We start from the raw sequence: 22,220 nt of genomic DNA, 5'->3' as shown, positions 1-22,220 counted from the left end.
GCCCGAATATCCCTGATCATTGTCCACCAAGCCGGTAGCGGGCGAAGACCATGGCGCGGCCCTCGTTCCAATCGCCGGAGCGGTCGTAACGCGCCAGCGCCCCGAGGCGCAACGCCGGCGAGACGGCGTATTCGATATCGCCCCGCAGCCCGCCCGCAAACCCACTCTGCGTCTGGCCGGGGTAGAAGGCGGAGATGGTGCTGTCGGAGGCAGCGCGCTGCTCCACCTGCCGCTGGAGCGAGGCATCATCCGGGAAGAGCGCCGCACGATCCTCGCGGAAGGTCGAGAAGCCCGCGGAGGCGCCCACCCGCCAGAAGAAATTGCCGGTGCGGGCGCGGTAGTCGACGGGAACCGTGGCCGAGAAGAACGACTGCGGGCTGAAATACCCGCCATGGCCCAGGGTAAACAGCCGCAGGTTCTGGTCATAGGCCATGTAGGTGAGGTCGAGCCCCGCCACCAGCTCATCACGGGCGGTGCGATAGATCGGGGTGCGGAAGCCGGCCCCGGCCTCGACGCGGGAGTTGTCGGCGACGTTCTCGCCCTCGAGAGTGCCGTAGCCGCCCAGGGCGTAGAATTCGGTGTCGCCCTCGGTCAGCTCGATCGCCGCGCGCCCGGAGGTGCGGACGACGCCGCCCCAGGTCTTGTTGGTCGAGCTGTCGCGCATGCCGGCCCAGGACAGCAGGCTGTCTGTAACCGCGCGCCGCTCGCCGGTCAGCCGCAGGCGGACGCCTTGGGCGAGGCTGGGCGCGACTTCGATGCCGCCGACGATGTTCTGCCGTTCGAAGCCGATCGGCGTGCTGCCGACGTCGAGCGAGAAATTGTCCCGCACATAGGCGACGCCGAGCCCGACACCGCTGGCCGAACCATCGCCCGGCTGGGTTGCCCGCGCCTGGGCCGTGGTGATCGCGGGGTTCAGGCCGCCCGGCAGCTGCAACACGTTGCTGCCGTAGCGCCGCAGGGTCGGCACATCACTCGCGAGATCGCCCGCGTTGATCGAGACCGGCGAGACCCGCGCGATGATCCGGCCACCGATGCCGGGCATCGAGGTCGAGGCTTCGGCGGTGCCGCCAAATTCGGTCAGGCGGTCCAGCCCGGCATCGCCCGAACGGGCGCGCCCGCCGAAGGACGCGCTGAGGCGGGGAGCCGCCTCCTCCCGCACTTCGGTCAACTGGCGGGAGATGTCGTTCAGCAGCGGGTCGGAGGTGACCGGCGTCTGCACGCCGCCCGAGGGCATCAGGCGGAACGGCGTCGGTGACTGCGGGGGCGCGGCGTATTGCGCCGGGCGGACATAGCGTTGATCCACGGCAGGCGCCGCAGGTCCGCCCGGGCTCGCATAGGGCTGCGAGTATTGCGGCGGGGCGGCGTATTGTGGGGCCGCATATTGCGGGGCCGCGGCAGGATATTGCGGCGATGCCGCGGGCGGCTGGTAGGCCTGCGCGTATTGCCGCGGTGCCGGTGCCGGTGCCGGTGCCGGTGCCGGTGTAGGTGCGGCGCGGACGGCACGCTCGCCACGCTCGGGCTGCGCGGCCCAGACCGGGGGCATCGGCTGGTCCTGGCCAGCCAGCGGGGTCCGGCGGAAGGGGTTGTCGTAGAGCCCCGCCGGCTGCGGTGCCGTCGGGATGGCGGGCGCGTAGGAGCCGATCGGCTGGTTCACGCCAAGCTGGTTGCGCCGCTGGGTCGCCGCCTGCTCCAGGGCGACCTGTGCCCGGCGGGTATCGCCCCAGGACCGCGCGAGCCGCGCTTCGAGCATGGAAATGCGCGGGTCGTTGGGCAGCAGCGCCCGGCCTTCCGCCAGCAGTGCCTCGGCCCGGCCCCAGTCACGCAGTGCCACGGCGGCATCCATCGCGGCCTGACGCGCGTCGGTGTTGCGCGGGTCACGCTGCAACACCGCCTCGGCGATGCGCTGTGCGTCGCGCGGTTCGTCCGCGCCCTGATAGAGCCGGGCCAGGGCCAGGTTCGCGCTGGGGTTGGTCGGGTCCTGCACCAGCGCCGGCGCCAGCCGCTCATAGGCCGCGGCCTGGTTGCCCTGCTGGTTCAGGCGGTCGCTTTCGCGGACCGCAACACCGGCCATCAGGCTGTTGACGCGGCGGCGTTCATCGCTGGTCAGGCGGCTATCCTGGGCAACACCCTGAGCCAGCACGGCGGCCTCATAGGTCAGGCCCGCGTCGAGCAGCGCATCGGCCACCGCGATGCGGCCGGAGACCGGCGCACGGCGGTTCACGCTGGCCGCGACCCGCGCGGCCTCGACGGCCCCCTGCGGGTCGTTCAGCCCCATCAGCGCGCGGACCACCGCCGCCGGCACTTCGCCGGTCGGATCGGGACGGGTCGCGAGCGACAGCAGGCGGGTGCGGGCCGTGGTCCGGTCGCCCATGCTGCCTGGCGCGGCCGCGGCCGCGACCTGCTGCTGGATGCGCGCGCGGCGCAGCAGCATGGTCTGGTCGGCGGTGCGGACGCGGTTGGGAATGCGCTCGATCAGCGCCGCGGCGTCCTGCACCCGCCCTTCCTCGTTCGCGAAGAGCGCCGCGGCCTGGAGGGCCTCGTTGCTCGGCCGGCCGGCCGCGAGCGGCTCCTCGATCAGCGCGCGCCCTTCGGCGCCACGGCCCTGGCGTGACAACAGGCGCGCGGCATCGAGCCGGGTCCAGGGGTCCGCCGGGTTGGCGGCGACAGCGGCGCGCAGCAGGGCCAGCGCGGCCTCGGGGTCATCGGTACGGGTGGCTTCGGCGCGCAGGGATTCGGCGCGCTGGGTGCCCGCGGCCGCGGTCAGCGCCGCGCCGTTGCGCCCTTGCAGAAGCTGCTCCGCCTCGGCGAAGCGCCCGAGTTGCTGCAGCGAATCATAAAGTCCGGCAAGCGCCGTGGGCAGCGCCGGGCGGCGCGACAGTGCGGCGCGGTACCGCTGCTCGGCCGCCACCGGATCGCCGCGACGCAGCGCGATATCGCCCAGCAAGGCCTCGGCATCGGCACGGTCGCCGCCGTCGCGGCGCACGATGCGCAGCAAGGCCTGCTCGGACTCATCCACATCGCCGCGCAGCAACAGGCTGCGCGCCTGGTTGACGTCACCGCCACTGGCGCGCGCATTGCCGCCGCCGCCGGTCGCATTGGTCCCGGCCAGGGCCGCGCCCCACTTGCGCCGGCCATCCGTCGGGTCGGCGTCGATCGCCTGCTGCAGCAGGCTGCGCGCTTCACGCGTCCGCCCCTGCCGCGACCGCACGAGACCGAGACCGCCCAGCGCATCCGAATCCTGCGGGTTCAGCGTCAGCGCCGCCTGGAACTCGCGCTCGGCTTCGGGCAGGCGGCCACCATTATAGGCGGTGAAGCCGCGGGACCGGGCCTCGCCCTGCGCATCGGCGGGGCCCTGGGGCGGGTTCATCGCCTGGGCGAGCAAGCCCTGGACCTGCTGGTCGTTGGGGAAGCGCTGCAGGAAGGCACGGAATTCCGGGATCATCTGCGGGTTCGGCCCGCTCCAGATCAGCGCGTCCCGCCAGGAGGCGACCGACGCCTGCCCGGCATCCGGCGTCTGCGCCAAGGCGCGAAGCCGCTCCACGCCAACGCTTCGGGTGCCCTCGCGGAAGGTCAGCATCTGCGAATAGGCGAGCTGGATGCGACGGTCGTTCGGGTTCTCCGCGGCCAGCCGCGCGAGTCCGCGCTGCGCCTCCGCATACCCGGCCTCGGTGCCGGCCAGCGTCTGGTAATATTCAACGGCCACATTCGGCGGCGGCACATTGCCGCGGAACAATTCGCGGAACCGCTGGGCGGCGGCGGCATTGTTGCCCGCCCGCGCCAGACGCCGCGCTTCATCGAGGCCGGCGGGATCAAGAGAGGCGCCCTGCACCGCGAGGTCGGTGCGCGCGAGGCGAGGATCATTCGGCGCAATCTGCCGCAGCCGCCGCAGGTACTGGTCAGCGGCAGCCCGGTTGCCGGCTTCCGCGCTGGAGGCGGCGGCGGCGGCAAGGCCCTCGACGTTGCGCGGATCGGCCGCCAGCACGCGCTCCAGCGCCCGGATCGCTTGCTCCGGCTTGTTCTGCAATCGCCAGTAATTCGCCTGGTCCAGCAACGCCGCGATCGCCGGATCGGTCTGCTGCTGGGCCGGCGCCGAACCTGGCAGGAACGGTAGAAGGGCTGCCGCGAAGACCGAGGCGAGCAGGCGGGTTCGCATCGTCATGGCGTCCGCGTCCTAAGCCGAAGGGCCGCGCGACGGCGCAGCGCCCAGTAAGAGGGGATGGCGATCAACAGCGCCGCAAGGGCAACGGCCAGCAGCAGCAGATCCGGCCGCTTCCCGAGCCAGTATTGCGGGACCAGCCACCAGGGCAGCGATCCCACATGGTAGACCGGCCCGACCATGTACGAGGTCATGCGCCCCCCGGACAGGATCGACACGTCGCCCTGGATGCGGGGCTGCAGCTCGGGATCGCGCAGGGAGGCGACGATCGCTTCCAACCCTTGCGGATTGGTGCCGGTCACGGCGACCACGGTGCGGTTCGAGCGCAGCGGGCTCTCGCCCGAGATGAACATGCCCATCCCGTCGCCCGGCTGCGACAGCACTGCCGTCAACCGTTCCCGCTCCCGCCGGCGGTCTTCCGGCAGGAAGATCTGGCGGAAGGTTTCCAGCGCATCCGGCAGGCCGACATTCGTCCGCCCGCTGGGTTCGACCACCACCGGCCCGTTCGGGAACAGCGTGGTCAGCGCCGGCTGGCGCCCGAGGACCCCAAAGACCAGCAGGTTGCGGTCGGCGACCGATTCCAACGCCGCCGCGCGCACGATCTCGATCCTGGTCGCGGGATGGCCGACATTCGCCGCCATCCGCCCGATCATGTTGAAGAAGGCGGTCAGCTCCAGCGCGTTCGGCCGGTCCGGCAGCACCGCGGCGGTGTCGCCGAGATCGGCCAGCCGCGAGAACGGAAAGCCCGAGCCCGCGAAGAAGGCGAGGTTCGGCATCGCCGTGAAGCGGAAGGCACGGCTGATATCGATGGTGCTGTCGGGGTCGATCGAGGCGTGGATGTCGCCAGGAATGCTGACGCAATCGCCCCGGTTCAACGGCCGCATATCGAAGCGGAGCTGCAACTCGTTCAACCCGAAGATCAGGTAAGGCGGCAGGCCGGCATGGCCCTCGCCGCGCTCACCGCCCGGCGCGCTTCCGACCCAACGGCGGATCTGGTTCCAGGGCCAGCCCGGCTCCTGCTCACCCAGCGGGAAGGAGCGCAGGTAGACGTCGTTCAACGCGACATCCACCCGGCTGACCGCGACATCCATGATCGGCCCGGGGGGGGCGCGGAAGCGAATGTCCGTCTCGAGGTTGCGGCTGCGGAAGGTGTACAGATCCGGCGAATTGCGGAACGGCACGGAGATCGGCCCCGGCGCGAAGCCGTAGGACTGGAGTTCCGACACATCCATCAACTCGCCGACGCGCACCGGTCGGTCGCTGCGCAGCCAGCGCGGCGCATCATAAGGCTCGCGCGGCGGCGCATCGGTCCGTTGGACCAACGCAGTCTCACCCGAGAGCGCCGTCCGGCCGATCGCCAGCCCCTCGGCCGCAAGCACCGCCTCGGCGCCTGAACGGCCGCCGACGATCAGCAGCAAGCCATTGGCGTCGTTCGGATTGGGCGCGAGCGACAGGGTCGGGCCATCCAGGCGCGGCAGGGCCAGGCCTGGCACGCTGTCCTGGCCGGTCGCGATCACCACGGCATTGCCGCGGGTCGGTATGGCGGCGGACACCGGGAAATTCGCCCCGCGATAATCGGCCTGCACCGCGAACCAGGAGGAGACGACCGCCGCTGCCTTGATCACCTCATTGCCGGCGCCATCCGGCACCACGAGGGGCAGCACCAGCGGCTCGCGCATCAGGCGCGGATCGAAGAAGGGCTCGGGCAGACGTGCGAGGTCGCGCGCCAGCGGAAGCCGCTCCAAGGTCAGGTGCAGGGTCGAGAGATCGCTGATCGTGGACCACAGCAGCCCCGAGAGCGGATCGTTGCACTCGACCGCGTAGCGCCCAGTGAAGCGGAAGTTCAGCCGGTTGCTGTCGGCGAAGAACACCGGGTTGATCGGAAATTCGAGCGGCCCGAAGGCGGGGCGCATGCGATCCGGCGTGATGGTGCCGACGAACTGCTCGTTCAGGGTGAAGGCGATCTGCGACAGCTCGGGGATCAGCGCCGGGCTGGTCGCGCCCTGCAGCACGAGCCGCGCCGCGGTCACGACCTCATCACCGCGCACGCCGAAGAGCAGGCCCTGGAGATCCGACAGGCCGCGCAGCTGCATCGGGCCGCGCAGGCCGAGCTGGCGCAAGGTGCGGCTTTCGATCCGGCTGGTGCCGTTGGCCTCCACGCCCCCGCCCAGCTGCGGCGAGGGGCCGCCGGTGTATCCGGGCAGCGCTGCGCCTGGAATGCCGCCCGTCCCTGGCGGCACCCCTTGGGTCACGCCAGGAGGGGACGCGAAAGCGGGGGGCACGAAGGTCGGCGCCAGATCGCCGGGAACGACATACTGCTGCTGGGTGACAACCGGCGGCTGCGGCGTGACGGACGGCGTCTGTGCCGGGGCTACGCCGAAAGGCGGCGGCGGTGGCGGGGCCTGCTGGCGCTGCGCTTCGGCCGGCACGGCAAGACCAAGGCCGAGGAGAAGGGCGATGCCTGCCGCCATCCGGCGACGGGCGCGCTCGGCCTCCGTGCTGGAGGCCGGCGGGGTACGGGGCCCTTCCGGCAGAGGCGAGTCGGCGATCACCACCTCGGGCACATGCGCCGTCTCAGAACGACCACGAGCGGCCCGCATCGCGGCCCGACGCTCGCGCCTGCCGCGGAAGGAGAGTTGGCTGTCGCCACGGAACAAACCACCGATACTCACTGCGACCTCCTTCAAAGAACGCAAAGGCCGATCGCGGCGCACCGAATCCCAGTCAACCCAGGCATCCGCACGCCCGAGCACGGACCGCACAATGTTTCCCTCGTCCCGCAAATCCTGCGGGATGAACCGCACCTGCAGCCGGTTTTCGCTCCACCGCAGCACCTCGGCCGGGATCGCGACGCGCTCCGGGCCAACATCCAGCTCGAGGGTCACCACGGCATCCGGCGGCATGTCGGCCGGCAGCGCCACCGCGATGGCGGCACCGCCGAGCGAAAGATCGAGGCTCTGCCCCTCCACCACGCGCCCATCCGGCAGCACCACGGTCGCGGCCACGACGGCACCGATGCGTGCGCGTTCCCGCACCTGGCGGCGTTCGCGGCCCACGGCCAGCCCGGCGAGCACCGTCACCAGCGACAACACGACCCAGACGGTATTCAGCGCATTGGCCTGGAACTGCGTGGTCTCGATCGGGTTGGTCGCCAGGCCATGGATGCCCGAGAGCAGGCCGATGATCAGCAGCACGCCCAGGATGACGTTCGGCAGCACGGCGCGCAGGTCGAAATAGCCTTCCTGCAAGGTGCCGCCCTTGTCGGTCACATTGAACTTGCCCTTGGACGGGTCGAGCAGCGTCGTCAGGACGACCGGCAGCAGATAGAGCGCCAGCACCGTCTCGTAGATCTCGGACCAGAAGGAGTGCCGCACGGCGCCCTGGATCCGCGAGGCGGTGGCGATCGAATGCACCACATGCGGGCCGGCGAAGGCGACGATGGCGAGCGGGCTCGCCGCGATCACGCTTTCACCGAAGAGCAGGAAGGCCAGCGGCGCCGTCAGGAATACCACGCGCGGCAACGGGAACAGGAAGTGCAGCTGTGCATTGAAGTAGCAAAGCCGCTGCGCGAGCCGCAGCCCCGAGCTGAACAAGGGCGTTTCGACGCGCAGGATCTGCACCATTCCCCGGGCCCAGCGCATGCGCTGCCCGATGTGCAGGATAAGACGCTCCGTCGCCAGGCCGGCGGCCAGCGGCACGCGCAGGTAGGCGGTACGCCAGCCGAGGCGCTGCATCTTCAGGGAGCAGTGGCAATCCTCGGTGACGGTCTGGGTCGGCACCCCGCCAACCTCCTCCAGCGCCACGCGACGCATCACCGCGCAGGAGCCGCAGAAGAAGGCGGCATTCCAAAGATCATTGCCCTGCTGGATCAGCCCATAGAACAACAGGCCCTCATTCGGCACGCGCTGGCCCGAGGCCAGGTTCCGTTCGAACGGATCGGGCGAATAGAAATGATGCGGCGTCTGCACCATCGCCAAGTCGCGGTCGCGCAGCAGCCAGCCGACCGTGAATTGCAGGAACCCGCGCGTCGCCACGTGATCGCAGTCGAAGACGGCAACGTATTCGCCATCGGTCTGCGCCAGGGCGTTGTTGATGTTGCCGGCCTTGGCTCCCTTGTTGTCGGGTCGCGTCAAATATTCGCAGCCGACTTCCGCGGCGAATTGCTGAAACTCCTCGCGCCGGCCGTCATCCAGCAGCAGCACGCGCATCTTGTCCCGCGGCCAGTCGATCGCCATCGCGGCGAAGACGGTCGGCTTCACCACCGACAGCGGCTCGTTGTAGGTCGGGATCATGATATCGACGGTGGGCCAGAGGTCGGAATCCTCAGGCATCGGCGCCGGCTTGCGATCCAGCGGCCAAGCCTGCTGGAAATACGACAGCAGCAGCGCCAGGATGGCATAGCCCTCGGCGAGCAGCAGCCCGGTGCCGAGGAAGGTCTGGAAATACGAGGTGTAATCCAGCGTATCCGTCACCCGCCAGTACAGGTAGCGAAGCGAGATCGACCCTGAAAAGAAGATCAGGAACAGGGTCACGCCCCGTCCCGGAAGCCGGTTGGCAATCAGGAAGAGGAGGAAGCCGCCCAGCGCCAGGAAGGCCTGCTGCTCCGCATCGAGAGGGACAACGATAAAGGTGATGGCGATCACAAAACCGATGACCGCCGAGAGGAAGCCGGCCAGCGGACTGTGGACCAGCATTCGCCGCCCTGCGGCGTAGGGCCGGAATGCCATCAGCGCGCGCCCCAGCCCGCTAGCGGAAATGTTGCATCCGGTGCCGAGGGGAGCGCCGCCTCGATCGCCTGGGCGATTTCGCGGATATCCTCCGAGGCCCGGCTTTCCGGGGCCAGATCCATGACCAGCCGCTGGCTGGCCAAGGCCTCGGCCAAGGTCTCGTCGCGGGTCACCGCGCCCAGAAGACGCGGCCCGAGATGCCGGGCAACCGCATCCGCCGCGGCGCGGGACAGGCGGGAGGCGAGATCGACCTCGTTCAACACCACCCGCAGGCGCCCGGCATAGAGCGCCGCCATGGTGCCCGAACCCAGGAAGCGGCCACTGTCGATATCGGGGATGAGCGCCGCGGAAATCGCCTCGGCCTGCAGGATGGTCACCACCAGTGCTGCCATCGGCGCCATGATGGCCAGCGCATGAGACGGGCCCGGAGGCGTGTCGGCGATCACAAGCAGGCCCGGATCGGCCAGCATCGCCCGCAGGGGGGCCGCCAGAAGCTCGGGGTCCCGTTCCAGCGCCGCATTCAGCCCAAGGGCACCACGCAGCTCCATCGCGCCATGGGTCAGCAGCAACACGCCCGACGCGGTCTGCCGCACGGCCATCCGCCAATCGGGCCGCTTCGGCAGGTCGGCCATGAACCCGGCCGAGTCGGACAAAGGCACACCGAAATGAAGACGCAACGTGTTCTGCGGGTCAGTGTCGATCGCCAGGACCCGGCGGCCGCTGCGACGCAGGGCGTCGGCGACATTCGCGGCGAGCGTCGTCTTTCCGACGCCGCCTTTGGGAGAGGCGAAGCAGAGCAAGGGCATGTGTGGTCAGCCTTACGGTAGCGGGGCCGGCGCGGGCATGTCGTCACCGGGGCTGAGAGCCTCGACATCGGATCGGCCTGCAAGGCGAGAAAAGACCTGGGAAAGCGTCAAGCTGACAGCAGCAGCCGGCAGCACGGGTAACGGCGGCGGCGGGGCTGGCACCGCGGGTTCGATGGCAACGAACGCCGCCGCCGTCCAGGCCGTAACCTGGGCCGGGGCAGGCTCAGCCTCCGCGGGCATCGGCGCGATGGGCATCAGGGAGGCGAGCAAGCCGCTCGCAGCCAGGGGCGATGCCGACGGCGGCGGCGCGGCCTGTGGCGCAAAGCTCATCGCCGGCGCCGAGCCCAAGGCATCGAGCAGGGAGAACACCGGCGCCGGACGTTCCGCGGCGGGCGGCACCACCGGCTTCGCGTTGCGCCAATCGGCGCCAAGCAGCCCGCCGGGCTCGGCGGTCGCTGCGGCGCCAAGATCGAGCAGCAGGGAGGAAGGGCGTGGCATCTCCGGCGCGGGTTGCCTGATGGTCAAATCCAGCAGCCGCGACGCCGGCGCCTCGAGCACCGGCGCGGCAGGTGCCAGCGCGGGCTCCGAGGCAGCGGCAACCACAGGCGCCACGTTACGCAGCGCGTTCATCGCAGCATCCAGCATCGACATCGAAGACGCAGCCGGCGGCTCCGGGGCGGGCGCGGGCTCCGGCGCTTCCGGCAGCGGTGCCGGCATAGCCAGTTCGGGCGCCATCTCAGGTGGCGTTTCGGCGGCCGGTTCAGGCTCCACAGGCGCCTGCATCACCGGAGCGGGGCTATGTTCCTCCGGTATAAAAGGGGCAGCGGGAGGCTCAGGCACAGCAACAGCTTGAGGCAACGGCGCCTCTGATGCTGTCCGCACCGGATCATTTCCAAAACTCCTGTACCGCAGCCCGGGTGTGCGCAGAGCGGCCGCCACCCTCGCCACATCGGTATCCATCGCCATTCGCACTCACCCCTCGTGGGCTGATAATGCGTGCTACAGCCGATTAACGGAATACGCTTTTTTTTTGCAATGCGGGAGATTCACAACGGTGTGGCCACGGTATCACGCCATGCACATTGCGTGAGCAGACCAAGCACAGCTCCATAGTAGTCCTGGGCTGCAGCCACGTCCGGAATTGGCGCAACCTGTGGCAGCAGCGTCAGCCGAGCCACGGCCGCAACGCCATCCGCCGCGCGATAGGGAGAAATTGCATCGCTCGTCAGGTCGGTCCAGGCCGGCAGGTGCTCATTTCCGGCATCCCCCCAAAAGGCGGCGGCTGCCAGCCGCGCGGGCTCATCGGCCAGTCCCGCCCAGGTCAAATAGAGTGGAATCCTAACGGCATCGTAGGAAAAGCGCGGCGCCCAGCGCCGCGGCAAGGCCAGCGACGCATCCGCCCGCGCCACCGAAAGCCAGTCCGGCGGCAGGCCCCAGCGACCGAACCGCGCCGCGCGCAGCAATGTCAGCCCATCTGCTGCCACCCGCATCCAGGCAGGGTCCGGAAAGGCCCGCGCGAGCACGCGAATCGCCGGAAATGCGTAATAGGAGGGGTTCACGATGATACGGTCCGCCCGCTCGAACCCCTCCACCCCCGGCAGCAGCAGGGTCAGGGACCCGGCCCGCCGCAACAGCAGGCGCAGGATGTCGCGCGCGGTTTCCGCCCCGCTCGTGACCAGGTGCGGCTCGCCCCAACGCTCGCCCGCCAGGACCAGCGCGGCCGAGATGAACAGATCTCCATCCGTGGCGCTATTGGCGTCCACCCCCGCGCCGGGGCGGAAGCGCCAGCCATACAGGGCGTCACCGGGGCGCCGGAGGGTCTGGCGCGTCCAGCGCAGGATACGGTCGAAGGCTTCGCGGTCACCCGCCCGCTGGGCAAGCAGCAGCGCCCAGCCCTGCCCCTCCGAATGCGACACGCCGCCATTGCCGGTGTCGATCACACGGCCGTCTCGCGCAAGGAAACGTGTCTTGAAAATATCCCATTGAGACATTTTTCCTGCCTCTGGCCAAGCATCCTGAGACGACACCGCAACCAGGGCGAGAGCGCCGAGCCAGGCGCGGCGGCCAAGGCCGGCACCATCCTCGGGGAGTGGGGGTTGAGGGGACATGGCCGGAAGCATGCCCGGAATTCCTCTACGCCCCGTTCACGCCAGGGGCTTCGTTTCAGGGGTTGGCGGGGGCCGGCTGCGGCGCCGTGCCGAAGATCCCGCGCAGGAAACCCGGCGTCAGCGCCGCCAGCGGGTTCACGCTGACCTGCGGATCGGCCAGGGAGCCCGTCATGCCGAAGGTCGCGGCAAACAGCCCACCACCGCTTTCCAGGCTGAAGAGCCGCCCGATCAGCGGCAGATTCCCCAGCAGGCTGTTGATGATATAGGCCGGCACGATGGTGCCCTGCAGGTCCAGCCGCTGCCGCCGCCGGTCCACCCACCCCCGCGCGGTGATGCCGAGCGAGGATGAATAGGCCCGCGCCTCCCGCACCGTCAGCTGCCCCGCGCGGAAGGTGAAGGGCGCCACCAGCCGGTCGAAATGCAGCCCCGAGCTTTGCAGCGCATCGACCAGCCCATAAAGGGTCAGCGCCTGCAGCACCTTGCCGAAGCCCGGCACGCCATGCATGGCAAAATCCTCCATCGTCGCATCCCCGCTCAACAGCCCTCCCCACTGCCATCGACCGGTGACCGAGAGCCGCCCGCCCTCCAAGCTCTCCAGCACATCCAGCGCCCGCAGCAGCCCCCCCGCATTGGTGGCGATGAGGCGCAGCGCGCGGCCCTCGCGATCGGGCGTGACCGTTGCCTCGAAGGTGCCGGCGCCGCTGCCTTGCGGCCCGCCCAGGACCGCGGTGCGCGCCGGCACGGCGCCGGTCACATGCGCCTGCTGCACCGCGCCCTCGGCATCCAGCCGCACCTCGCCGGAAACATCCGCCACCCACCGCTCCGGCCCGAGCAGCAACCGCGCGAGCCGCAGTTCCAATTGCAGCGGCGGGTCGGTCGCCGCCGTCGTCCGTGTCGCGCTCTCCGGCTGCAGCAGCATCGGCCCCATGTCGAAGCTCGCCCCGCTCAATCGCACCCGCCAGGGCTGGCCCGCGCCGGCGGGGGGGCGCAGGTCGGCGGCGAAGCGCCCGCCATGCAGCGCGGCCTCGGTGACCTCAATCCGATCCAGCCGGCCGCCGTTGCCGAACCCCACCCGCCCCCGCGCCGAAAGTGCCGGGGCCGTCAGGCGGAAGCTCTCGATGGCGGTCAGATCCTTGCCGGCCAGCCGCAGCACCGCCTCCAGCGAGGCCGCCGCCCCCGACGGCTTGTCCCAGGCCAGCGGCTCGGCGAAGAGGCGGGTTTCGGCGAGGTCGGCGTTCAAGGTGACGCGGCCCTGCCCGTCCCGCCGCTGTTCCCGCACCGCCTCCACCCGCACCGGCCCGTCCGCCACGGCTGAGACGTCCAGCCCGAGCCCGGCCAGCAGCCGCGCCTCGCCCCGCGCCTCGATCCTTTCGCGTTCGATCACCTGGCTGCCGGGGCCGTTGCGGAAATCCATCTCGACGATGGTCCGCGCGACAATCCCCGCAATGGTGGCGGTGCCGGTGGCGCGCAGGGTTTCGGTGTTCACGGTCAGGTCGAAGGTTCCCCGCTCGATCCCCCGCCCCAGCAGCACATCGGCCAGCCGCACCTGCGTCAGCCGGGCGGTGGCATGCACATCGACCCGTTCCACCGGCAGGTTGGAGATCAGCGGGAAGGTGATCGTCACCGCCGCCTCGGCCCGCCCGCCGGGCTGGCTCAGCTCCAGCGGCCGGCGGTCGAACAGCTTCAGCCGCGGGTGGCGGATCAGGGCCAGCAAATCGGGGATGGCGCCGGCCGAGCGCACCTGGATCTCCGCCAGCTCCTGCGGCTGGGTCAGGGCGAAGAAGCGGGCCGAGACGTCGCGCACCTCGATCCCGCCCTGCATGCCTTCGGCCTGGACCAGCACCTCATCCTTGCCGAAGGTGATGGTGCCATGGGCCCGTCCGACCGGAGGCATCGGCCGCAGCCAATGCACCGTCGTATCGGAGAGCGACAGCGTGCCCGAGACCGAGGTGACCTCCAGGCCCGAGAGCGACGGGCTGGCCGACGCTTCGATCCGCCAGCGCCCATCGGTCGCCGTGCCGGCGCTGACGTTCTCCAGCACCCAGTCCCGTGCCCCGCGGCCCAGCCCGGGCGGCCAGTAGCCGGCGAGGTCCCCGACCTCGACGCGGTCCAGCCGCAGATCGACCGCCGCGCGCAGTCCCTCGCCGTCGCGCCAGCCGCTGCCCGACAGGGCGAGGACCGGCGCCGGCGCCGTGGCGGCCCCCGCCTCGCGCACCACGGCCGCGAGGCGCAGCGTGGCCCGGGACAGTTCGATCCGCTCGGCGGTGCCGCTGAGCACGGCCTCCGCCCCGGCGATGCTGGCGCGCGGGCCGGTCGCGGCGCCGAGCGTACCGGCGCCCAGCTCCACCCGGGCCTCGAAGCGCGGCGCCTGGCTGGCCTCCGTCCGTAGCGTCACCCCCAGGGAGACCGGTGCATCGACCGTGCCCAGGGCCGTGTGCAGCGCCTGGGCGAGGGTGGTGTCACGATTGGGCAAATTGGCGGCGAGAGTGGCCGGGCGGATATTGGCCAGATCGAGCCGCAGGCTGCCCCGCGCCGCCTCTCCGGCCATCGCGGGCCGGTGCTCGCCGCTCAGCCGCAGGGGCAGCAGCGCCTTGCCGAGGGTCAGCGTCGCCGCCCCCTCCATGCCCAGCGTGCCGGTGGCCGCGCGGCTGATGGTCACCATCACCCGGTCGACCATCCAATCAGCGCCGAGCACCGCATCATGCACCAGCACTCGCCCGCCCCGCACCCGGACGCGGCGCAGCTCGGCCAGCAGGGTGCCGGGCGGCGGGTGCAGCAGATCCTCCAGCGCATCCTTGGCGTGAATCGGCGCGGACGCGTCGGCCGGGGCCGCGCCGCCATCGAGCAGCCCGCCCATATCCAGCGCGACCACGCCATCGGCCCCGCGCAGCAGGGTCACGCTCGGGGCATCCAGGTCGATGCTGCTCGGCAGGATATCCCCCCGCAGCAGCGCGGTGAGGGAGACCCCGACCTCCACCACCGGCACCGCGGCCAGGGGATGCTGCGCGGCATCGGTGATCTCGACCTCGGTGATGCGCAGGGCCAGCGGCGAGAGATGGCCTTCGCGCCAGCCGGCCCAGGCGATGCTCATCCCGCCGATGCGGATCCGGGTGGTGCCGGCCTGTTCGTCCAGCAGCTGTTGCAGGGCGGCGGCCCGCCAGGGCAGGTCGATCGGCTCCTTGCCGAGGCGCCAGGCCAGCGCCGCGATGCCGAGCCCGGTCAGCAACGCCACCGCCATGAGCAGCCGCAGCATGCGCCCGCAGGCGGCATCGAAGCTGCACGCGGTACGGTGAAGCCGGCTCGGTGGGCGTCGCCGGGCGGCGGCGGGGGCGGGCGCGGATGGGGCGGCGGCGAGCGGCCCTTCAGACGGTGCTTGACCAGCAGGCCCGGTCACGGCTTGCCTGCCTGCGCATGTCCGTCACCGAAACCAACCGTGCCCCCGCCAAGGCGGCCATTTTCACGCGGCTGCCCAGCCCGCATGATCCGGAGGCCGCCGCGCGCGCCGCCGAGGCCTTCGCCGAACGGGAGCCGGCCGCCGCCACCGCCGCAACCGAGCTGATCCATGCCCTGGCCGGGCACAGCCCCTACCTCGCCGAGCTTCTGGTCCGGGAATCGGCCTGCCTCGCGCTGTTGCTCGCCCGCGGGCCGGACGCGGCCTTCGCCACCGCTTTGGCCCCGCTCGCCCACGCCGCGCCCGAGAGCCCGACCGCCGCCATCGCCGCCTTGCTGCGCACCGCCAAGCGGCAGGCCGCGCTGACCATCGCCGCGGCGGATGTCGGCGGGCTCTGGCCGCTGGACCGCGTGACCGGGGCGCTGTCGGAGCTGGCGGAGACCACGCTGAGCTGCGCCGTCGCCCATCTGCTCGCGACGGCCCATGCGCGCGGAGAGCTGCGCCGGCCGCGCCGGGACGGGCGCGGCTCGGGGCTGACCGTGCTGGGCATGGGCAAGCTGGGCGCCCGCGAGCTGAACTATTCCTCGGATATCGACCTCGTCCTGCTGTTCGACCCGGCGGCGGCCCATGACCCGGACGCCGCCCAAGGCATATTCGTTCGCATCGCCCGCGACCTCGTCCGCCTGATGGAGGAACGAACGGAGGGGGGTTATGTTTTCCGCACCGATCTTCGCCTGCGTCCCGATCCCGCTGCCACTCCGCTTGCCGTGAGCCTGCCGGCCGCTATCGCCTATTACGAGAGCATGGGCCAGAACTGGGAACGGGCGGCCATGATCAAGGCCCGTCCCGTCGCCGGGGACCGGCCGGCGGGCGAGGCCTTCCTTCGCGAAATACGCCCCTTCGTCTGGCGCCGCCACCTGGACTTCGCGATGGTCGCCGACATCGGCGCGATCAAGCGCCAGATCAACGCCGCCAAGGCCGCCCGTGGCGCGGGGCCCGAGATCGCCGTCGCCGGGCATGACGTGAAGCTCGGCCGCGGCGGCATCCGCGAAGTCGAGTTCACCGTCCAGGCGCTGCAACTGATCTGGGGCGGGCGGGAGCCGGGGTTGCGCGACCCCACCACCCTCGGCGCGCTCTCGGCCCTGGCCGCTGCCGGGCGGATGGGGCGGCGGGCGGCGGCCGACCTCGCGGATGCCTATGTCTTCCTGCGCGACGTCGAGCACCGGCTGCAGATGGTCGCCGACCGCCAGACTCAGCGCCTGCCGGAGGATGCCGAGGGGCTGGCCAACATCGCCTCCTTCATGGGCTTCGAGGGGGTGGAGGCCTTCTCCGCCACGCTGACCGGGCATTTGCGCCGGGTCTCGCGGCACTATGCCTCGCTGTTCGAGCATATGCCGAGCCTCACCGCGCCGAGCAACGGGGCGGAGGGCGGCAGCCTGGTCTTCACCGGCGTCGAGGAAGACCCCGCCACCCTCGCGACGCTGTCCGGCATGGGCTTCAGCGAACCGCGCTCGGTGATGGCCATGGTGCGCGGCTGGCTGCATGGACGCAGGCGGGCGACGCGCAGCGAACGGGCGCAGGAACTGCTGGCCCGGCTGATCCCGCCGCTGCTCGCGGCCTTCGCGAGCCAGCAGGGGCCGGATGCGGCGCTGGCCCGCTTCGACACCGTGCTGGCGCAATTGCCGGCCGGGGTGCAGGCGCTGTCCCTGCTGGCGCGCAACCCGAAGCTGCTGGACCGGCTGGCCTTCCTGCTCGCCGCCGCCCCGGCCCTGGCCAATCACCTCGCCAGCAACCCGGCGGTGCTGGAGGGGCTGCTCTACGGCGCGGCGCCGGAGGCCGAGGTCGGCCCCTCCGGCGATGCCGCAGCCTGCCTGCCCGCTCTGGTCCGCGACGCCCGGCACCTGGAGGAGGCGCTGGACGCGACCCGCCACCTGGCCGTGCAGCACCGCGCCGAGATCGATGCCGCCGCACTGGAGGGCAGCATCGATGTGGATGCCGCGGGCGCCGCGCGCAGCGCGCTCGCCGATGCCGCCATCACCGCGCTGCTGCCGGTGCTGGCCGCCGATTTCGCCACCCGCTTCGGCAAGGTGAAGGGCGGCGCGATGGTCGTCGTGGCGCTGGGCAAGCTCGGAGGGCGGGAGATGCTGCCGGGCTCGGACCTCGACCTGATCCTGATCTACGACCACGACCCGGCGGCGGAGGCCTCCACCCGCGGCCCGCGCTCCCTGCCCCCCAGCCAGTATTTCGCACGGCTCGCGCAGCAGTTGGTCGCCGGGCTAACCGCGCAGGGGGCCGAGGGGCGTTTGTTCGAGGTGGATATGCGGCTGCGCCCCTCGGGCAGCAAAGGCCCGGTCGCCGTGCGGCTCGCCTCCTTCGAGGCCTACCATGCCTCCGATTCCTGGACCTGGGAGCGCATGGCACTGACCCGCGCGCGGGTGGTCGCGGGCCCGCCCGGCCTATCGCGCAAGGTCACCGCCGCGATCCGTGCGGCGATGCTGCGCCCGGTCGAACCGGCGACCGTGCTGGCCGATGCCGGGGCGATGCGCGCGCGCATGCTCCGCGACCTGCCGGCCGATGGCCCCTGGGATGTGAAGGCCATGGCGGGCGGGCTGGTGGAGGTGGAGTTCATCGCCCAGGCGCTCTCCCTCGCCCATGCCCGCGAACAGCCCGCCCTGCTGCGGACCACGACGCGGGAGGCGCTGGCGAGCCTGGGCGCGGCGGGGCTGCTGCCCGAATGGGCGCGGCTCGTGCGGGCGGAGCGGCTGTGGCGGACGGTGCTCTCGATCCTGCGGCTCACGGTCGGGCGCTGGCGCCAGCCGCTGCTGCCGGGCCCCACCGCCGCGGCCCTGCTGCGCGCCGTGGCCCCGTTCTGCGACACCCCGCCGGTTGACCAGGAGGCGCTGCTGGCACAGATGCGCAGCGTCGCGGACACCGTGCGCGCCAATTTCAACACCCATGTGGCGCCGCTGCCGGACAAGCCGCCGCGGCCAGGAGAGACCGGATCATGAGCGAATTGGCAGTGGGCGATGCGGCGCCGGATTTTTCCATGCCCGCGAGCGGCGGCCGCACCGTCAGTCGGGATGCGCTGAAGGGCAGCCCCTTCCTGCTGTACTTCTACCCCAAGGCCGATACCCCCGGCTGCACCACGCAAGCCTGCGGCATCCAGGAGGCGCTGCCGGCGCTGGGCGGCGTCGGCGGCAAGACCGGGCTGACGGTCATTGGCGTGTCACCCGACAAGATGCCGCCGATCGAGAAATTCGCCGCGAAATTTGGGCTGACCTTCCCGCTGGCCTCCGACGCCGAAAAGACGACCGCGGAAGCCTATGGCGTCTGGGTCGAGAAGAGCATGTATGGCCGCACCTACATGGGCATGGAGCGCTCGTCGTTCCTGGTCGGCGCCGACGGGCTGATCAAGGCGATCTGGCGCAAGGTGAAGCCCGCGACCCATGCCGCCCAGGTGATCGAGGCCGCCCGCGCCCTGTAATGGGGTCAGCGCAGCCAGTGCAGTGGCCCCGTCACCAGACCTGGCCACAGCACCAGGAGCAGCAGCACCACAAGCTGTGAGATGAGGAAGGGCACCACCGCGCGGGTGACCCTGCCCAGATCCACGCCCGCCACCGCCGAGGCGACATTCAGCACCGTGCCGACCGGCGGGGTGATCAGCCCGATCGAGTTGTTCATGATGAACAGCACGCCGAAATAGACCGGGTCGATCCCGGCCTCCCGCACCAGCGGCATCAGCACCGGCGTGAGAATCAGGATGGTGGGAATGAAGTCGAGCGCGGTGCCGACCACCACCACCAGCAGCATCATCACCGCCATCAGCATCACAGGGTGGCCGATGAAGGGTTCCAAATAGGGCCGTATCTGGCCGGGAATATCGGCGATGGTAATGAAATAGGCGGTGACACTGGCCGCCGCGACCAGGAACATCACCGAGGCGCTGGTCCGCACCGCCGAAAGCAACACGCCCGGCAGCATCGAGGGCTTCAACTCGCCATAGCCGAACATGCCGACCAGAATGGCATAGACCGCCGCCACCACCCCGGCTTCCGTCGGCGTGAACAGGCCGAACTTCATACCGGCCACGATCAGCACCGGCAGGCCGAGGGCCAGGAGCCCGTCGCGCAGCGCCTGCGCCGTCTCGCCCCAGGTCGCGCGCGGCAGCGGTTCCACATTCTCGCGCCGCGCCACCAGCCACCAGGTCACCGCCAGTGCCGCGCCCATCAGCAGACCCGGCACGATGCCGGCGAGGAACAACGAGGTGATCGAGACATTCGCGGCCACGCCGAAGACAATGTAGCCGATGGAGGGCGGGATCACTGGGCCGATGGTGCCGCCCGCCGCCATCAGGCTGGCGGCGCGGCCGACGTCATAGCCCGCGCGGCGCATCATCGGCACCAGCACGGCCGCGAGTGCGGCGGTATCGGCCACCGCCGAGCCCGACAGCGAGGACAGCAGGATCGCGGCGATGACCGCGACATAGCCGAGCCCACCGCGCACATGACCGACCAAAGCGAGCGCGAAGCCGACCAGCCGGCGCGAGAGCCCGCCCGCGGTCATCGCCTCCCCCGCCAGCAGGAAGAAGGGCACGGCGAGCAGCGCGAAGCTGTCGGACGCATTGATCATCTGCAGCGCCATGGCTTGCGAGTCGAGCGCATCCAGCTGCCACATCATGGCGATGGCGGAGACCAGCAGCGCGAAGGCGATGGGCATGCCGATCGCCATGGCGGCGAGCAGCACGCCCATGAACAGGAGCACGGTCATGCGCCGGGGTCTTCCAGCAAGGTGGGCGGTTCGGGCGGGTCCTGTCCGCGCAACGCCCCGATCAGGTCCGCCGCCACCAGCAGCCCGAGCCCCACGGCCGAGAGCACCGCCGCCGCATAGGCCCAGCCGAGCGGCACGCCCGAGACCGGCGCCGGGTTGTCAAGGTTCAACAAGGTCTGGCTCCAGGCGCCGCGCAGGAACATGCCGCAGCACAGCAGCATCAAAAGGTCGGAGACGATCCGGCAGGCCTGCCGCCCGACCCCTGGCAGCATGCGCACCACGAGGTCGAATCCCAAATGTCCGCCACGCCGCATCACCACCACGGCGCCAATGAAAGTGATCCAGACGAAGAGGAAGCGCGACAGCTCCTCCGACACGGTGATGCCGGAATCGAAGACGTAGCGCAGCACGACATTGCCGAAGACCATCACCACCATGGCCGCGAGGGCCAACGCCAGCAGCGCCTCGGCCGCCGCCAGCACGCGATCCGCCGTGCGCCCGATCATACTGGCGGCATCACGCGGCGAGGCCCTCGATCGCGAAGATCCGCGCGGGCGCGCCATCCGCGCCCGGCAACAGCAGTGGCGCGGCGCAGAGGAAGCTGCGCGGACCGGGCAGCGCCGAGGTGTTCACCAGATACTCGATCAGCGTGACGCCGGCACGCAGCAGCACGTCATGCGTCACATGTTGCTCGAAAGGGACTTCAATCTTATCCAGCAGCAAGCGGATAGGGAAGTCCTGCGGGAAGTCGAAGGCGACGGCGCTGGGCTTGCGGCTCAACAACCATTCGGCGGCGTCGCGCGTGAGCCATGGGGCCTCGCGCCAGAATTCCGGCGTGTTCCAGTCGCGTTGCCGGTCCCAGCCGGCCGAGAGCAGCAGGATCTCGCCCTCCGGCCCGCCAGGGTCGGCCGCCCGCAGCCGGGCGGCGTCGATCGGCTGGTTCGCGGGCGCATCGCGTAGGTTCAGCACCCGGCAGGGGCCAACGACGCGGTCCAGCGGCGTCGCCTCAATCGTTGGTGCGTCAGCGAGAATATGCGCCTGCGCATCCACATGGCTGAAGCCGTGGCAGGCGCCATCCAGGCGGGAAACCCGGAACTGGTCCCCCGCCTTGATGTTGCCGGTGATGTTGAGCTCGGTGCGCCAGCGGAAATGCGGCGCGATGGGCATGGAGAGATCAACGATCCGCATGGGTCAGGCGCCGGCGGCGTCGATGGCATCCGGCAAGGCGGTGCCGTAGCGGCTGGCGAAGTCGCGCCGTACCTCCTCGGTGACGACGCGGGCGAAGGCCTCGCGATCGGGATGCTCGACCGCTTCCATGCCCTTGGCCTTCAGCTCGGCGAGGGAGGAGGCCTCGGCATCCTCGTTCATCGCCCGCTGCTGCGGCGTGACCTCATTCGCCACGGATTGCAGGATGTCGCGCTGCGCCGGCGTCAGCGAGTCCCAGCGCTGCTTGCCGACGGCCAGGATGCCGGCGGTATAGGCGTGGCGCGTGATGCTCACATGGCGCTGCACCTCGTAGAAGCGGGCGTTGAGGATCAACGTCGTCGGGTTTTCCTGCCCATCCACGGTGCGGGTTTCCAGCGCGGTGAACAGCTCGGTGAAGGGCATCGGCACCGGGTTCGCGCCGAGCAGCTGGAACGCCTTAATGTGGGCGGGGTTCGGCGTCGTGCGTATCTTCAGCCCGCGCAGATCGGCCGGGGCGGAAATGGCCCGGCGCGAATTGGTGAGATTGCGGAAGCCGATATCCCAGAAGCCGAGCACATGCAGGTTGGAACCATCGAGATCGCCGCGCAGTTCCTGGCCGATGGGGCCGTCGAGCACCGCCGTCACGTGCCGCCGGTCCTTGAACAGGAAGGGCAGATCGAGCACGTTCAGCTTCGGCGCCAGGCCGGTGAAATAGGGATTGCCGGTCAGCACGATGTCGAGCGAACCGCCACGGGCGGCGGCGATGGTGGTGGGATCGCTGCCCAGCACGCCGTTGCCGAAGACCTGCACGTTCAGCGTGCCCTGGCTGCGGTCGTTCACCATCTGGGCGAATATGCGGGAGGCGCGGTTCCAGCTGTCGCTGTCGGGATGCGGATGCGCGAAGCGCAGGCGGATCGCCTGGGCATTGGCGCGGCCGAGAAGCGCCGGGGTGGCCAGCGCGCCGATCAGCAGGCGACGGGTGATCGTCATGGTGTTTCTCCCATTTTTTTCGTTATGACGCGGCATCGCCTTGGCGCGATGGTCGGAACAGGGATGGCGGGGCGTGGCCGGTCGCATCGG

12 protein-coding genes are annotated in these 22,220 nt (G+C 70.7%); 2 read left to right on the top strand and 10 right to left on the bottom strand.

Going from position 1 to position 22,220, the window contains the following annotated elements; all coding sequences use genetic code 11:
- Nucleotides 1–16: 16 nt before the first annotated feature.
- From C8P66_RS12765 to C8P66_RS12740, 6 genes are all read right to left on the bottom strand, one after another.
- Nucleotides 17–4,159 carry a cellulose biosynthesis protein BcsC gene (locus C8P66_RS12765; protein WP_111398650.1) on the bottom strand — a complete coding sequence of 1,381 codons (4,143 nt, stop codon included), beginning with the start codon at nucleotides 4,157–4,159 and terminating at the stop codon, nucleotides 17–19.
- Nucleotides 4,156–8,883, bottom strand: coding sequence for a UDP-forming cellulose synthase catalytic subunit (bcsA, locus tag C8P66_RS12760; protein WP_111398649.1), 4,728 nt, complete (start codon nucleotides 8,881–8,883; stop codon nucleotides 4,156–4,158). Before bcsA ends, C8P66_RS12765 begins: the two co-directional genes overlap by 4 nt.
- Complete coding sequence (locus tag C8P66_RS12755) at nucleotides 8,883–9,689, bottom strand: cellulose synthase operon protein YhjQ/BcsQ (protein WP_111398648.1); 807 nt, start codon at nucleotides 9,687–9,689, stop codon at nucleotides 8,883–8,885. Before C8P66_RS12755 ends, bcsA begins: the two co-directional genes overlap by 1 nt.
- Nucleotides 9,690–9,701: 12 nt before the next feature.
- Complete coding sequence (locus C8P66_RS12750; protein WP_146422847.1) at nucleotides 9,702–10,424, bottom strand: hypothetical protein; 723 nt, start codon at nucleotides 10,422–10,424, stop codon at nucleotides 9,702–9,704.
- A 311-nt stretch (nucleotides 10,425–10,735) separates the two neighbouring features.
- A complete protein-coding gene (locus tag C8P66_RS12745) occupies nucleotides 10,736–11,797 on the bottom strand; it encodes a glycosyl hydrolase family 8 (protein ID WP_111398646.1) in 1,062 nt (353 codons plus the stop codon).
- A 55-nt stretch (nucleotides 11,798–11,852) separates the two neighbouring features.
- Entirely contained in the window at nucleotides 11,853–15,050 is a 3,198-nt protein-coding gene (locus C8P66_RS12740; RefSeq protein WP_111398645.1) for a YhdP family protein, read from the bottom strand.
- 158 nt (nucleotides 15,051–15,208) lie between these two features.
- On the opposite strand from C8P66_RS12740, the gene C8P66_RS12735 reads away from it, so the two are divergent.
- Nucleotides 15,209–18,196, top strand: coding sequence for a bifunctional [glutamine synthetase] adenylyltransferase/[glutamine synthetase]-adenylyl-L-tyrosine phosphorylase (locus C8P66_RS12735; protein ID WP_111398644.1), 2,988 nt, complete (start codon nucleotides 15,209–15,211; stop codon nucleotides 18,194–18,196).
- Nucleotides 18,193–18,672 carry a thioredoxin-dependent thiol peroxidase gene (bcp, locus tag C8P66_RS12730; protein ID WP_111398643.1) on the top strand — a complete coding sequence of 160 codons (480 nt, stop codon included), beginning with the start codon at nucleotides 18,193–18,195 and terminating at the stop codon, nucleotides 18,670–18,672. Before C8P66_RS12735 ends, bcp begins: the two co-directional genes overlap by 4 nt.
- Nucleotides 18,673–18,677: 5 nt before the next feature.
- Here the strand turns inward: bcp and C8P66_RS12725 are convergent, their stop codons facing one another.
- From C8P66_RS12725 to C8P66_RS12710, 4 genes are read right to left on the bottom strand one after another with little or no spacing between them, the layout of a single operon-like run.
- Nucleotides 18,678–19,955, bottom strand: a complete 1,278-nt coding sequence (locus tag C8P66_RS12725; RefSeq protein ID WP_111398642.1) for a TRAP transporter large permease — start codon at nucleotides 19,953–19,955, stop codon at nucleotides 18,678–18,680.
- A complete protein-coding gene (locus C8P66_RS12720) occupies nucleotides 19,952–20,461 on the bottom strand; it encodes a TRAP transporter small permease (RefSeq protein ID WP_111398641.1) in 510 nt (169 codons plus the stop codon). Before C8P66_RS12720 ends, C8P66_RS12725 begins: the two co-directional genes overlap by 4 nt.
- Nucleotides 20,462–20,471: 10 nt before the next feature.
- Nucleotides 20,472–21,143, bottom strand: coding sequence for a cyclase family protein (locus C8P66_RS12715; protein WP_111398640.1), 672 nt, complete (start codon nucleotides 21,141–21,143; stop codon nucleotides 20,472–20,474).
- 3 nt (nucleotides 21,144–21,146) lie between these two features.
- Nucleotides 21,147–22,130 carry a TRAP transporter substrate-binding protein gene (locus C8P66_RS12710; protein WP_111398639.1) on the bottom strand — a complete coding sequence of 328 codons (984 nt, stop codon included), beginning with the start codon at nucleotides 22,128–22,130 and terminating at the stop codon, nucleotides 21,147–21,149.
- Nucleotides 22,131–22,220: the final 90 nt, after the last annotated feature.

The organism is Humitalea rosea (assembly GCF_003253705.1).
Classification (GTDB): Bacteria; Pseudomonadota; Alphaproteobacteria; order Acetobacterales; family Acetobacteraceae; genus Humitalea; species Humitalea rosea.
Note: the sequence above shows the minus strand (reverse complement) of the source record. Positions and strands in the feature narration are given on the sequence as shown.

Coding starts and splice junctions, on each gene's coding strand:
- C8P66_RS12715 (WP_111398640.1), bottom strand. CDS start 21,143: ATGCGGATCGTTGATCTCTCCATGCCCATCGCGCCGCATTTCCGCTGG.
- bcp (WP_111398643.1), top strand. CDS start 18,193: ATGAGCGAATTGGCAGTGGGCGATGCGGCGCCGGATTTTTCCATGCCC.
- bcsA (WP_111398649.1), bottom strand. CDS start 8,883: ATGGCATTCCGGCCCTACGCCGCAGGGCGGCGAATGCTGGTCCACAGT.
- C8P66_RS12740 (WP_111398645.1), bottom strand. CDS start 15,050: ATGCTGCGGCTGCTCATGGCGGTGGCGTTGCTGACCGGGCTCGGCATC.
- C8P66_RS12735 (WP_111398644.1), top strand. CDS start 15,209: ATGTCCGTCACCGAAACCAACCGTGCCCCCGCCAAGGCGGCCATTTTC.
- C8P66_RS12720 (WP_111398641.1), bottom strand. CDS start 20,461: ATGATCGGGCGCACGGCGGATCGCGTGCTGGCGGCGGCCGAGGCGCTG.
- C8P66_RS12755 (WP_111398648.1), bottom strand. CDS start 9,689: ATGCCCTTGCTCTGCTTCGCCTCTCCCAAAGGCGGCGTCGGAAAGACG.
- C8P66_RS12765 (WP_111398650.1), bottom strand. CDS start 4,159: ATGACGATGCGAACCCGCCTGCTCGCCTCGGTCTTCGCGGCAGCCCTT.
- C8P66_RS12710 (WP_111398639.1), bottom strand. CDS start 22,130: ATGACGATCACCCGTCGCCTGCTGATCGGCGCGCTGGCCACCCCGGCG.
- C8P66_RS12745 (WP_111398646.1), bottom strand. CDS start 11,797: ATGTCCCCTCAACCCCCACTCCCCGAGGATGGTGCCGGCCTTGGCCGC.
- C8P66_RS12750 (WP_146422847.1), bottom strand. CDS start 10,424: ATGGCGCCCGAACTGGCTATGCCGGCACCGCTGCCGGAAGCGCCGGAG.
- C8P66_RS12725 (WP_111398642.1), bottom strand. CDS start 19,955: ATGACCGTGCTCCTGTTCATGGGCGTGCTGCTCGCCGCCATGGCGATC.